The organism is [Chlorobium] sp. 445 (assembly GCA_002763895.1).
Taxonomy (GTDB): Bacteria; Bacteroidota; Chlorobiia; order Chlorobiales; family Thermochlorobacteraceae; genus Thermochlorobacter.
In genome coordinates, this window is record NSLH01000031.1 from 1 (window position 1) to 13,076 (window position 13,076).

At 45.9% G+C, this 13,076-nt stretch carries 12 protein-coding genes, 1 tRNA gene and 2 pseudogenes; 8 read left to right on the forward strand and 7 right to left on the reverse strand.

Annotated elements, in window-relative coordinates; translation table 11 throughout:
• The 3 genes from CMR00_10665 to CMR00_10675 form a co-directional block, all read right to left on the reverse strand.
• On the reverse strand, positions 1–693 hold a 693-nt coding region (locus tag CMR00_10665), incomplete at its 3' end, for a lipoyl synthase (GenBank protein ID PIO47360.1).
• A gap of 140 nt (positions 694–833) precedes the next feature.
• Complete coding sequence (locus CMR00_10670; GenBank protein PIO47361.1) at positions 834–1,178, reverse strand: hypothetical protein; 345 nt, start codon at positions 1,176–1,178, stop codon at positions 834–836.
• A 5-nt stretch (positions 1,179–1,183) separates the two neighbouring features.
• Complete coding sequence (locus CMR00_10675; GenBank protein ID PIO47362.1) at positions 1,184–2,608, reverse strand: hypothetical protein; 1,425 nt, start codon at positions 2,606–2,608, stop codon at positions 1,184–1,186.
• A gap of 245 nt (positions 2,609–2,853) precedes the next feature.
• Here CMR00_10675 and CMR00_10680 point away from each other — a divergent pair, with 245 nt between their 5' ends.
• The 8 genes from CMR00_10680 to CMR00_10715 all read left to right on the forward strand — a co-directional run bounded on the left by CMR00_10680 (position 2,854) and on the right by CMR00_10715 (position 6,776).
• On the forward strand, positions 2,854–3,090 hold the full coding sequence (locus CMR00_10680; GenBank protein ID PIO47363.1) for a hypothetical protein: 237 nt from the start codon (positions 2,854–2,856) through the stop codon (positions 3,088–3,090).
• A complete protein-coding gene (locus CMR00_10685) occupies positions 3,075–3,656 on the forward strand; it encodes a hypothetical protein (protein PIO47364.1) in 582 nt (193 codons plus the stop codon). The genes CMR00_10680 and CMR00_10685 overlap by 16 nt, the downstream gene beginning before the upstream one ends.
• Positions 3,635–3,919, forward strand: coding sequence for a hypothetical protein (locus tag CMR00_10690; GenBank protein ID PIO47365.1), 285 nt, complete (start codon positions 3,635–3,637; stop codon positions 3,917–3,919). The genes CMR00_10685 and CMR00_10690 overlap by 22 nt, the downstream gene beginning before the upstream one ends.
• Positions 3,920–3,930: 11 nt before the next feature.
• Positions 3,931–4,440 (forward strand): isoprenylcysteine carboxyl methyltransferase, encoded by a 510-nt coding sequence (locus CMR00_10695; protein PIO47366.1) that lies wholly within the window; start codon positions 3,931–3,933, stop codon positions 4,438–4,440.
• A gap of 4 nt (positions 4,441–4,444) precedes the next feature.
• A complete protein-coding gene (locus tag CMR00_10700; GenBank protein PIO47367.1) occupies positions 4,445–4,750 on the forward strand; it encodes a hypothetical protein in 306 nt (101 codons plus the stop codon).
• Positions 4,751–4,771: 21 nt separating this feature from the next.
• Positions 4,772–5,605, forward strand: a complete 834-nt coding sequence (locus CMR00_10705) for a nitroreductase (protein ID PIO47368.1) — start codon at positions 4,772–4,774, stop codon at positions 5,603–5,605.
• Positions 5,606–5,790: 185 nt separating this feature from the next.
• Positions 5,791–6,624 carry a hypothetical protein gene (locus tag CMR00_10710; GenBank protein PIO47369.1) on the forward strand — a complete coding sequence of 278 codons (834 nt, stop codon included), beginning with the start codon at positions 5,791–5,793 and terminating at the stop codon, positions 6,622–6,624.
• Between the two features lie 76 nt (positions 6,625–6,700).
• Positions 6,701–6,776 (forward strand) — tRNA-Met (locus CMR00_10715).
• Positions 6,777–6,881: 105 nt separating this feature from the next.
• Here CMR00_10715 and CMR00_10720 read toward each other — a convergent pair.
• From CMR00_10720 to CMR00_10735, 4 genes and pseudogenes are all read right to left on the reverse strand, one after another.
• A complete protein-coding gene (locus CMR00_10720) occupies positions 6,882–8,954 on the reverse strand; it encodes a hypothetical protein (GenBank protein ID PIO47370.1) in 2,073 nt (690 codons plus the stop codon).
• 61 nt (positions 8,955–9,015) lie between these two features.
• A complete protein-coding gene (locus CMR00_10725) occupies positions 9,016–9,732 on the reverse strand; it encodes a hypothetical protein (protein PIO47371.1) in 717 nt (238 codons plus the stop codon).
• 92 nt (positions 9,733–9,824) lie between these two features.
• Positions 9,825–11,343, reverse strand: a pseudogene (locus CMR00_10730) (NADH-quinone oxidoreductase subunit N).
• A 104-nt stretch (positions 11,344–11,447) separates the two neighbouring features.
• Positions 11,448–13,074 (reverse strand): annotated as a pseudogene (locus tag CMR00_10735) (oxidoreductase).
• Positions 13,075–13,076 lie beyond the last annotated feature (2 nt).

The following is a 13,076-nucleotide window of genomic DNA, read 5'->3' on the forward strand; positions in this document are numbered from 1 at the left end:
TTTGATTACTTCGATGACTTCTTCGGGCGTTTCGCCTAAGCCAACCATGATGCCTGATTTGGTGACGAGATTAAACTTTTCTTTTGCGCGTTGAAGCAGGTCGAGTGTGCGTTGATATTTTGCTTGCGGGCGTACTATACGATAGAGACGTGGCACCGTTTCCGTATTGTGATTCAAAATGTCGGGCTGCTCACGAAATACGGTATCCATTGCGTCGGTGTCACCTTGAAAGTCGGGAATTAGGACCTCGATTTTTGTAGTGGGGTGTTGCTTGCGAATTTCTCGGATAGTTTCTGCCCAAATGCTTGCACCACCATCGCTGAGTTCGTCACGATTCACGCTGGTAATCACCGTGTGGCGAAGGTTCATGATCCTGACCATTTCGCCGACGCGCTTAGGTTCGGCTAAATCCAGTTCTGTAGGACGCCCAGTTTTTACAGCGCAAAAGCCACAGGAACGGGTGCATGTGTCACCTAAAATCATAATTGTAGCCGTGCCTGATGCCCAACATTCGCCGATGTTTGGACAGCGCGCTTCTTCGCACACTGTGTGAAGCTTGTAGGTATCTACAAGAGATTTGAGGCGTGCATACCCCTCACCAGCCGGGAGTTTTACGCGTAGCCAATCAGGACGTGCGGCAGTCTTAGGTGGGGAAGTGGCCTCAGAAACTTTAAGGTCAGGTATGGTAATCATTTTAAGTAAAAGAAGTTAGAAAGTCTCAGCTTAGAGAAAGTCTCATGCTCATTGCAGAAAGTAGCTTGCGCAAAAAAAAAGCATGAAATTTCCTGCTCATCTAGCAGAAAGTCCTAAATTGTTGATAAGTCAAAGCTAGATTAGCTTGCCAGTGCAGCGCCGAGCACACTGAGCGCTTGCTTGCGTTGAGCAAGATTGGTTTCACCTAAGTCTGCCCAAGGTCCAAGGCTCTTGCCAGAGCGAATGATTTGCAGGACCTCATCGCGCAGCTTAGGATCAAGCGCTTTGTGCTCGAGTTGCATAGCTGCTAAAGCAAGTTGAATTACAGCAAGCACATCCTCGTTTTTAGCAATTTCGCCAAGTTCGGTCAAGACACGATTGGTTGCATCAGCAACTGACAGACCCTCTGCAATGGCATCTTCGAAAATGGCTTTTGCAGCAGCGGCTGCGTCATTATCAAAAATGTCAGAACCCCAGATCCCCATGTTTTTTAGAGTGGTGTATGTTCGTTGTATGATTCTAAATGCGATACAAGTGACTGCAAGAAAAATCCAGCCAGCGCACCATCAATAATGCGGTGGTCATACGAGAGCGAAACATACATCATAGAGCGAATCACAATGACATCAGTCTCATCGTCCAGCGTTCTAACGACGGGACGCTTGACAATGGCACCAGTGCCTAAGATAGCGACTTGTGGCTGATTGATAATTGGCGCGCCAAAGAGGTTGCCTGATGTTCCATAGTTTGTGATGGTAAAAGTACCACCTTGAATTTCATCAGGTAAGAGCTTTTTTGCGCGAGCACGAGTAGCAAGATCTTGCAATGCACGTGCAAGACCAATGAGATTCTTTTCATCTGCACCCCTGATAACAGGGACAATGAGACCACCAGAGCCGCGCTCACCTAACGCCACAGCAATACCAATGTTGATATATTTTTTGAGGATAATTTTATCGCCATCAACCGATGCATTAAGCATGGGAAATTCCTTGAGCGTTTTGACAACGGCATCAATAAAGAATGGCGTATAAGTGAGTTTAACACCGTTGGCGGCTTCAAAAGCGTTCTTCTTTAGCTTGACAAGTTTAACCAGTCCCGTTACATCGGCTTCAGAGACAGAGGTGACATGCGCAGAAGTCTGCTTTGAGCGCACCATGTGCTCGGCAATGAGCCGACGCATGTTATCCATCTGAATAATCTCAGAGCGACTAGCGTCATAGACGACAGGTGTCGGTTTCGGTGCTGGTGGTGTATCGTGAGCAGGAGAACCGGGTTTTGGTGCTGGGGCTGGAGTGGGCGGTGCAGGTGCAGCAGTCTGCACACGTGCTTCAAGTGTAGGCGCAGGTGTCGAGATTGCTGCGGGCGATGCAACAACTCTGCCTGATTTCAAGTAGTTGAGAACATCGTTTTTAGTAACCCGACCACCAATGCCTGTGCCCGGAATTTGCTCCAGCTCTTTCATTGAAATTCCTTCGGTCTGTGCAATTTGCATCACCACAGGTGAGTAGAATCGACCGCTGGACGGTGCCGGTGTGTCGACAGTTGGATGACCGTTACTCGGCGCAGAAGTAACCTCGAGTGGTGTAGCTGCAGTGGGCGATTGCACCGCAGAGGTAGAGGCACTAACCGTTGGTGCAGGTGTTGATACACTTGGAGCAACAGCGACACTAGCTTCAGTCTCAATGCGGGCGATAGTCTCACCTACCGCAACCGTGGTGTTTTCAGGATAAAGAATCTCTGCGACAACTCCGCTCTCAGGTGCAGGTACATCCGTATCAACTTTATCCGTTGCAATTCTTAGAAGATTTTCATCCTTCTGTATAGGGTCGCCAACCTTTTTGAGCCATTCTAAGATGGTGCCTTCCATCAGGCTCTCACCCATTTTTGGCATTACGACATCAATTTTTGCCATGACAAAGCAACTTTGTTTGTTTGGTTTAAGGGGGATGCTGCTATTTTGCAAAAATGAATATAGAAAAAATCTTTCACGCTGAAAAAGAACGTGTGGCAAAGTTCAGTATCACGAAACCATTAACTGTAACTTTGACTTATAGTCAGAAGCAGCAAGCGACACTGCAAGATAAGCACGCTTTGCACAGTCGCTTAGAATAGGGGGAACATATATCTCTCAAACCTTGAATGAAATTCAGAAGCCTTATGCCCAAAATTCAAGCTGTTGGTACAGCATTGCCTCGCTACAAGGTATCGCGAGAAGAAAGCAAAGCATTTGCGCTAAACTTATACGGCGAAGTCTATAAAGGAGACCCTGACCGACTGCTTGCAATCTACGATCATACTGCAATTGACTCACGCTACTTTTGTGTACCGGCAGAATGGTTTGCGTCCTCGAAATCGTTTGAGGTAAAAATAATCTCTACATTGAAGAAGGGCTAAAACTCTCAGAACAGGCTATCGAGAATGCCTTACAGAGTGCGGGCATCGGGTATGATGAAGTAGATTGCCTGATTTTTGTCTCAACGACGGGGCTTTCTACGCCAACCATGGATGCGCGGCTCATTGAGCGCTTACCCTTTCGTAAAGATGTGCGACGATTGCCAATTTGGGGCATTGGGTGCGCAGGTGGAGCGGCCTCACTAGCCTGGGCAATGCAGCTAGCGAAGGCACAACCGACACAAAAAATTCTCATTGTGGTGCTAGAGCTCTGCGGACTAACTTTTGTGCGCAATGACCTTTCGAAAGCAGCAATGATCTCAAGTGCACTGTTTGCCGATGGTGCCGCCGCTGTAATGGTTACTGGCGATAAAGTCTCGTTGCCGAGTTCTGCCTCGCGTCCCTGTCTTGTAGATTCAGCAACAGAGACGCTTCCAAACTCTTTGGACGTGATGGGCTGGCAGTTCGGTGAATATGGCTTTAAGGTCCTGCTTTCAAGAGATGTGCCCGAAATTGTACGAAGTTTCTTGAAAGACTGTATTGATAAATTCTTGCAAAAAAGAGCTTAAAGTTTTCAGATATTAAGCATTTTATCACGCATCCGGGTGGAAAAAAAGTGCTTGATGCTTATGAAAAAATTGGAATTTTGCCTGCTCAATTAGAACATGCACGGGCAGTGTTGCGTGAGTGTGGAAATATGTCTGCAGTAACTATCCTCTTCATTCTTAAGAGATTTTTGGAGACTTATCCGGATGAGTGCAATGCATTTGGTTTAATGACAGCGCTCGGACCCGGGTTTTCAGCTGAATTGGTTTTATTACATTGGCACTAGAAAAAAGTACAATGTATTTTGCCGCTTTCATTGCAGTATTAGCGTTGCAACGCCTCAGTGAGCTTTGGATCGCCAAACGCAATGCGGTGTGGATACAATCACAAGGTGGATATGAAGTAGGAGCAGAGCATTACAAGTGGATGGTAATGATGCATGTAAGTTGGTTTTTGTCAATGATAGTAGAATATACGATGCGCAAGCCGTACATGTCAGAAGGATGGTATATCTGGTTTGGGATTTTTCTACTGGCTCAAGTTGGGCGGTATGCAGTCATTGCGACATTAGGGAAATTCTGGAATACAAGAATTTTTGTTTTACCAAGCGCCCCAAAAGTGGAACGGGGAATTTATCGTTACATCAAGCATCCAAATTATTGGATTGTAAGAATAGAGATATTTGTTGCACCGATGATTTTTGGACTTCTAGCAACAGCAATTATCTTCTCAGTGTTGAACCATATTATTCTGAAAGTGAGAATTAAAGCAGAAGAAGATGCATTGAACGTAATGCGCAAAATCTAAAATTATGTTAATAAAAATTGCTTATAGCCTCTTTCTTGCAAATTTCACTTATGGAATACTAGCAAAATCACACATTATTGATGCCACGCGGTTTAGAGTAATGCACCATGGTCTGTATTTCTGCGTTATGGTTTCAATTATTGCCGCTACAGTAGAGGAGTTCCTATCAGGAGAGTTCCCGCTGCTACTGATTCTCATGGCAGGTCTACTCTTTGGCATGACACGGTTTCGTGGCAGAACCGCACGGCACTGGCAATACGCGTTATTTTGCTTTCTGACGTATTCAGCTATTTTGGTTTACTACTTTTGAAATAAGAACTTAAAGAAAAAAATGCAAAACATCCAAAAAGATATTTTTGAGCTTATCAAGCAGAGAAGAACGACAAACGGATATTTCCTGGATAAGCCGCTGTCGGAAGAGCATATTAAAATGCTGATGGAAGCGGCAAGCTACGCCCCAAGTCATTTTAACTCTCAACCTTGGCGTTTTGTGTTGATACGCGATGAAAAGCAGCGTAGGGAGCTTGGTAAAATCGCTGGGCAGTCCATGCGTGTGGTAATGGAAAAGGGTGATTTTTGGAAGCGGTATCTAAAGTATTTTCGTTTTAGTAAAGAGGAAGTCGAAAAATCTGGTGATGGTATCTATATTGACAATATGCCCGGAGTGCTCAAACCGTTCATTCGTTACCTTTTTTCAGAGAAAGGTGGTGAAATGATGAATAAACTGCGGGTTCCATGGATTTTAGCGATTGATTCCAAAAAATTGGTGGCACGCTCACCGCTGATTTTGGGAGTTTTGCTCTCAAAAGATGAGTATAAGCCTGAAGAAAAGTCAGGTATGTATTGCTTGCTTGCACTCGGTATGGCTATTGAAAATATCTGGCTTACCGCCACAGCGCTGAATATCGGCGTACAATTCATTTCCTTACCCATGGAAGCTGGCAGCGAGTATTGGCAAAAGTGTATCGACTTAATTGCACCGCCACCGGATTATGAACTGATTGCGCTGTTTCGTTTAGGCTATATTGATGAAACAACTCCACGTCCCACAATTGACTGGACAAGCAAACAGCGTAAAGATGTGTCGCAGTTTTGTTACGAGGAATCGTTCGGAAAAGCATGGCACCCAAAACTTGGTGGAGCCTTACGTGAGAATGGTAGATAGGATAGCATGGCATGTCTCATTATAAACATTACTTTACATAATTTACCTTATACAACAAATAAAAAAGAACAATGCAAATAAATGGCAATCGTAAAACATCCAATCACTTACACTTGAAGATGTACTGAAATTTGTTTTTATTTTATCCTTTACCTTGATCCTGTAACTCAAAGCGTGAACCGGCTATGCAACTCACAAACTTCACTGTCGGTGATACTGCGATACCTGACGCAACACTGTTGAGCAAGAAACACCTGCTGCGTTTCCGTTGCCTTCTTTCAGGGTTGATATTTTGCTTTTTCCTAGCTGTATGCTGGTCAGCCGTAGCTTTAGCCTCTCCTGCCAGCACAGATACACTCAAAGTCTATGACGACACTGAAGACGAGGAAATGGCATTCTATGGCGGTGCGTTCCGACCGCGTGCAGGTCTTGCCGGTGTCATTGGACTGACGACGAACAGCTTCGTTGCCTCTTTCAACTTTGTGCATCAGCATTCACCTGACGTGATTAGCTTGATTAGCATTGGTTTGACAACTGGAAGAGACCCAGCTGAAATTGACCGATTTGACCCATGGACGGGACAAAATATTGTCTTTGGACCAGATGGCTTCCCAAAACGCTTCGGGCTAGTGATGCTAACAGGAAGTGTCGGACTTCAACAAAGGCTATTTCGGCGCGATATTACCAGCTCGTTCAGACCATTTGTAGAAGTTGGCGCCGGTCCAACGCTCGGCTATATTCACCGCATTGCTTCCTTACCAAGTGGCGTACCAGACATACCAATAAACTACGACTTCTCAGGTTCGATTTTCAGTCCGTATGGTGTGACATTTGGTATCAATGGATATGTTGGTGCTGGGGCATACTTTGGCACAAACTTCCTCATGTTACAAGGTATTGCCGTGCGCTATATTGCCAACTACTTACCGTCTGGCGTCGAATTGCTTCGCGACTCACGCGTGTCTTTATTTCACGGTATATCGATTAACCTTATTTTTGGCACACTGTTCAATAACTAACAGATTGATCACATTTCAGTTGCATATTTGAAACAAATGTATTATCTTTGCGTTCCAACCACACGGCAAAGTACACCGCGGGGTGGAGCAATTGGTAGCTCGTCGGGCTCATAACCCGAAGGTTATAGGTTCAAGTCCTATCCCCGCCACAAAAAAGTAAGCCCGTGAAATCACGGGCTTTTCTCTTCGAGTTTCTGAGGCAGTCTTACCCAAAGCAAAGCATTCTATCAAGCACCGCTCTAGTTCTGCTCCCTTGCCTATGGCGCTGTGGCCCCAGTTGCAGCTTTCTCGCCGAGATATTTTTCAAACCACTCCAAGTTAGATTGCATCACAATCAGCATCATTTTAGGTTCATTGGGTCCATGTGGCTGACGCGGCAGTTCCAACATACGCGTTGGAATTCCCCGAGCTTTGAGTGCATTAAAGAATTCCATGCCTTGTGAGATAGGCACGCGTACATCAGCTGTACCATGCTGAATCATCGTAGGTGTGGTAACAGACTTCACGAAGGAAATCGGCGAATGTTTTTGATAGACTTCAGGTGCATCCCAAAATTGACCGCCGAAATAGTCAGGAATAAATGCAGTGATATCCGCTGTGGTAGTAAAACTTGTGAGATTTGTAACTGGTGCGCCAGCGGAAGCGGCTTTGAAGCGATTTGTTTGGGTAACAATCCACGAGGTCATAAATCCACCATAACTCCAGCCCATCACTCCGAGTCGATTAGGATCTGCAACACCCATCTCAATCACTTTGTCAACACCAGTCATGAGGTCTTGGTAGTCCATTCCACCCCAGTCTTTGAAATTTGCACGACGAAACTCTACACCATACCCCGATGAACCACGTGGATTTGGACGCAAAACAGCATATCCTTTTGCTGAAAATGTTGCAATTGGGTAAATACCGCGACCACCGTTAAAGGTCTGCTGGAATACTCCAGCAGGACCGCCATGAATGTTCAAGATGAGCGGCACCTTTTTGCCTGGTGTGTATCCTACAGGGTAAGTGAGCAGCCCTTCAATTTCACGACCATCAGTGCTTTTCCAGCGAATAAGTTCAGTTTTGCCTATTGGCGGAAGTTTCAAGTCTGCATTAGCACGAGAGATCTGCACAGGTGAAAAGGTCGTCAGTGATGCGGCAAAAACTTCCTGTGGAGACTCAGAAGTTTGTCTGACAAAGGTCAGCATTTTACCTGATGCGTCCAGATGGGGGGCGGTATAAACCGCTGGCGGAAGTCGCAGTTCGTCAATTCGGCTTGCGTTAAGATCAACGCTGTAAATCTGCGAGAGTGTCCCTTTGGCTTCAGTAAAATAAATGCGTTTGCTGTCTGCCGACCAACCAATCAGGACTGGCTGACCGTCATTTGACGCTGGTAGGCTCCTTGGCTGTCCTCCAGTTGAAGCTACAATCTGGATAGTCCGACTTTGCGCCCAGCGTGGTGGAATATCGCTGGCAAGAAAAGCGATGGTGCGTCCATCTGGTGAAAACTTGGGAGAGGTTTCCGCAGCTGCAGTATTTACAAATGGAGTAACTTTACCTGTTTCGACTTCAACAAGTGAAAGATCTGATGTCATCCAATCGTTAGGGCTCGGTGAGGTTGTATGCGCAAACACTATACGCTTGCTATCAGGTGACCAATCAAAACTACTGACAGAGTAATTTCCAGTTGTCAGTCTGCGTACCTCGCGCTTGCCGCTTGCATCTTTTTGAATAGGCAAAAGATAAAGGTGCGACATCTTGATGTTTTCATTGACCCAGCGGTAGTCATTTTTTCCCTTCTCATTTTTTTCTTCCTCTTCTGTCTTCGGATCTTGCATCGTAAACGCAATTGCTTTTCCATCAGGTGACCACTCAAAATCTGAGATACTGCTCCTAGTGAACTCTGTAAGCGCCTCTGCTTCTCCGCCGTTCAAAGGCAAAAGATAAAGGTTATTGCGATTTTCTTTTCGCGGCGAGAGAAATGCAATTGCCTTGCCATCAGGCGACCATTTAGGGTTAGTAGATGATTTTTCATTGAAGGTGAGTTGCCGATTTTCTTTTCGATCAGCAGAGCCTAACCAGATTTGCGTGACGAACTCGCTTTTGTCGGCAGTCATCACAGCATCTGTGATAGTGTAGACCACCAGTTTGCCATCAGGCGAAAGACGCGGCGACCCAACTGTTTTGACTTTCATTTGTAACTCTGGTGACCAACTCTCTGCTGATACCTGTGCGAGTACGCTTGTACTGCTAAAGCAGATGAGTGCAATGAGTGTGATGCGACGTTTCATTTTGCCTCCTTTTTTTAATGAATGTGCTGCAGCAAGAAAGATAGCGCTTGGCTGCAAATTTCCTAACCAGCCAAGTTACCTCTCTGCACTACCCTACTGCACTCTGCACACACAGGGTTCAGTTGCTCGTTTGCTTTGCCACAAGTTTATCCGCTTTTTCAACTGCGGTTTTTGCAAAAAACCAAATAAAGTTCAGCACTTTTTTGCCATTGACGATTTCTGCGCCGCCTGTGGAGGTCGAGAATTCTTTGATACCGTATTTCTCGCAGATGTCTTTAGCTTCTTCACGCAGCATATCACCTGATTGTTTAAGCGGATAACGCGTGTTAAGCTGCCTGTTCCACAAATCCAGCCCATCGGAATACGCCTCTACGGCAAAGCGTAGTTCTCTTTTTAGGTCTGGGTCAGACACTTGTCGCAGAGCCTCATCAACGCTGGCTTTAAGTTCGATAAGGCGTGAGCTGTACTCTTGAAGTGTGATACCAACTTCGGTAGCAGCCTGCATCTTGTGCAGTTCCTTCATAGCAAGGATGAGGCTCTCAGGTGGACGCTTGGGTGGTGCAGGCACGGAATCCCGTTTAGCAACGGGGTTGGCTGTAAATTCCCACCGCCCATTAGGTCGTAAAATCACAGTTCTTCCGTCTTGCGTCGTAGCGGTGATAGGTGCATCAATCAAGACTTTTTTCTTTGGCTTTTTTGGCGCATTCTTTGGTGCGGCAGTTGAAGCAGGTGTTTTATCGCTTTGAGCGATTGCGGTAGATGAGGTAAAGAGTAATAGCAAAGCGTATAGAAATAGGCACTTTCCTGCTATTGTGATGTTTGTTTTTCCTTTCATTTTGTGTGTTTTTTTTGCAATAACAGATAATTAGATTTTCCACAAAAAAAGGCAGCACTGTGGCTGCCTCAAAATTACTTCTAAGCGCCGTATTAGCGCAAGAGCATTGCACCTAAAATACCCACAGAGTTCTTTGCCAAATTTGCTAGCGGCATGAAGAATAAACCTAATACCACAGTTAGAACTGCAAGTAAAGCCACCATAGCATTAGACCATACCCCAACACTAAACTCAGATGTGTTTCCGCTTTCTGGCTCACGCAGATACATGTTGAGCGGAATCTTGAAATAGTAGTAAAGCGAGACGACACTGGTCAGGATACCTACGAGTGCCAGACCAAGGTACAATGTTCCCTTCTGCAAGAGTGCTGCAAAGATCATGTACTTACCGATGAAGCCGACGGTCGGTGGCAATCCCGTCAGTGAGACGAGGAAAATTGTAAGTGCGGCTGCTGCCAGCGGCATTCGCTTGCCCAGTCCTTTGTAATCATTGACATCATCACTACCAATTTTTATTAGCAATCAGAACAGTAACAAAGAATGCGCCGACATTCATTACTGTATAGGCTGCAAGGTAGAACATCACGGCTTGTGTACCGAGGTCATCAGCCACAAGCACGCCCAGCAGTAGATAGCCAGCATGCGCTACCGATGAGTATGCCAGCAGGCGCTTAACACTGCTCTGCCAGATTGCGACCACATTTCCCAAAATCATAGATGCAAGCGCAAACACAGATAGCATAGTTACCCAATCAATGCCGATTATGCCTTCTCCTGTTCCTGTCGGTATCGTTACGCGGAAGAAGCGCATCAGCATTGCAAATCCTGCTGCTTTTGAGCCTACGGAAAGAAACGCTGTCACAGGTGTTGGGGCGCCTTCATAAGCATCAGGCGACCAGAAGTGGAACGGCACGGCACCAATTTTGTAGCCAAATCCTCCCATAATCAAGAGTGCGGCAAGCAGCAGTGTTACACCATCAACTGGGTGGCTCATCAGAAACTCATTGATTTTGAAGATGTTAGTCTGTCCTGTTAAGCCATACAGAATGGAAATCCCATAAATCATCAAGCCGGAGGATACTGCGCCGTAGATGATGTATTTCAACGCTGCCTCTGAGGAACGCACTTGTCCTTTGAGATAGCCTGTGAGAATGTAAGATGAAATACTTACCAGTTCCAGCGAGAGAAACATCATGAGCATATCGGTTGCCGAAGCCATTAGGAACATGCCCAGCACCATTGCGACGAGAATCGCATAGTACTCGCCCATGCTGCGCGACTTTGGCTCATTGAGTTCTTCAGAATCCATTGAAATGAGCACTGCAAGAATGCCTGAGCCTAAGAAGAGATATTTGAAGAAAATGGCAAAGGGGTCGATTGCAATCATTCCAAAGAACTTCTGCTCTGCTGGAAATGAATGCTGCTGATAGACAAAGACCCCAGTTATGACCATACCTGCAATTGCTAGCGCAGGTATGATGAGCCTATTCCCTTTTGTCAGCATGTCGACAAACACGAGCACCAAAAAGAGAATGGACAGGCTAAGCTCAGGGACAAAGGCAGACACGCTATTTTGCAAAACTTCCCCAAGCGTCTTGATGTCAACTGGCATACACGTTGTGATGTTTGAAAGTTAATTTAGACATCCAAATTAAACTTACTTCACTGATTTTCTACTTACGCTTTCTCTATGCGGCACTCCGACCTCAATAATTATCACTTTAAAAATGCAGTTGCAACATTCTGCACGGTTGGCGCTAAGATTTCCACGATTTTGTTCATACTTGGCATCATCAGGTCTGTGAGCAATGAGGGATAAACACCAAGCAATACGACGATGGCAAGTTGTGGTGCGAGCATCATCACCTCGCGTGCATCAAGGTCTATTTTGCCATTCCAATCATGGAAATGAGCATGCTCATGTCCGTGCTCGCCTTGAACATCATAGGCTGCATTTTCCTTGCGTTTGCCAAAATAGACGCGTTGCAGTGCCCAGAGTAAATATCCGGCGCTGAGCAAGATACCGAGGGTTGAAATTACAGCGATAGGTCGTGTGAGCTCTGAGCGGAAGGCGCCAAGGAACACGAAGGACTCTGCAATAAATCCAGAGAGACCGGGCATACCCAGCGATGCCATAAATGTTGCGATCACGAAGCCTGTGTAGACAGGCATATATTTTGCAAGCCCGCCAAAGCGCTCAATCTCGCGCGTATGGGCGCGATCATAAATCACACCGACTAAAATGAAGAGCATCGGCGTCAGGATGCCATGGCTAAACATTTGCATCATCGCACCAGTCATCCCTTCGGTTGTAACAGAGGCAATCCCAATCAGCACAAAGCCCATATGGGAGACCGACGAATACGCCACCATTTTTTCAAATCTTTTGTGCAATTGCGCAGAATGCACCATAGATGATATTGATAGCGCCAAGCACAGCCAGCGAATAAGCAAGCGCACCAAAGACTTCAGGGAAAATTGGGAAGTTGATGCGCAAGAATCCATATCCACCTAGCTTAAGCAAGATACCGCCCAGAATAACTGACATCGGCGTTGGGGCTTCCACGTGCGCATCAGGCAACCATGTGTGAAAGGGAAAAACAGGCACTTTGATTGCAAAAGCAAGAAACAAACCAATAAATGCCAGATATCGCATTACTGTTCTGCTACCGCCGAAAATGCTATCAGGCAGGAAGTTCTTTTGGTCAGACATGGCAATAATGCTGAAGGTGTTCTTCCCTGTTTCAGGATCCACGACACTGAAGTAAAGTCCAATCGTAACCAGCAGCATAAAGACGGAGCCGAAGAGTGTGTAGAGGAAAAACTTCATGGCTGCGTATTCACGATTCGGACCGCCCCAGATGCCAATGAGGAAATACATGGGCACAAGCATTAATTCCCAAAAGATGTAGAACAGGAAGAAATCTAAGGCAACAAAGCACCCTACCATCGCTGTCGAAAGCACATTGTAGAGTAAGAAATAGCCTTTGACAGACTTCTCAATTGTCCAGCTTGAAATCACGCCGATTGCGGAGACGACAACGGTCAGAATCACCATCGTGATGGAGAGACCATCCACGCCCATGAAGTAATCGACATTGAACGAGAAGTCACCAAGTTGCAAGTCGATCCACTTGACCTTTTCAACAAACTGAAACGACTTTGGGTCGTTGATGCCAGCCAGCGAATAGTTGTAGCCTTTCCAGATCCAAAGGCTAAGCGCAACTTGCCCTAATGCCGCAACAAGAGAAATCACCCGGATAAGTTGCTTTTGTGTGGCAGGTATAAAGAGGATAATTGCAGCTGCCACCATAGGCAAAAATGTAATCAGCGTCAGTTCCATGT

Excerpts from the sequence above, each read along its gene's own strand:
- CMR00_10675 (PIO47362.1), bottom strand. The coding sequence starts at position 2,608 with ATGGCAAAAATTGATGTCGTAATGCCAAAAATGGGTGAGAGCCTGATG.
- CMR00_10670 (PIO47361.1), bottom strand. The coding sequence starts at position 1,178 with ATGGGGATCTGGGGTTCTGACATTTTTGATAATGACGCAGCCGCTGCT.
- CMR00_10710 (PIO47369.1), top strand. The coding sequence starts at position 5,791 with ATGCAACTCACAAACTTCACTGTCGGTGATACTGCGATACCTGACGCA.
- CMR00_10705 (PIO47368.1), top strand. The coding sequence starts at position 4,772 with ATGCAAAACATCCAAAAAGATATTTTTGAGCTTATCAAGCAGAGAAGA.
- CMR00_10725 (PIO47371.1), bottom strand. The coding sequence starts at position 9,732 with ATGAAAGGAAAAACAAACATCACAATAGCAGGAAAGTGCCTATTTCTA.
- CMR00_10680 (PIO47363.1), top strand. The coding sequence starts at position 2,854 with ATGCCCAAAATTCAAGCTGTTGGTACAGCATTGCCTCGCTACAAGGTA.
- CMR00_10695 (PIO47366.1), top strand. The coding sequence starts at position 3,931 with ATGTATTTTGCCGCTTTCATTGCAGTATTAGCGTTGCAACGCCTCAGT.
- CMR00_10700 (PIO47367.1), top strand. The coding sequence starts at position 4,445 with ATGTTAATAAAAATTGCTTATAGCCTCTTTCTTGCAAATTTCACTTAT.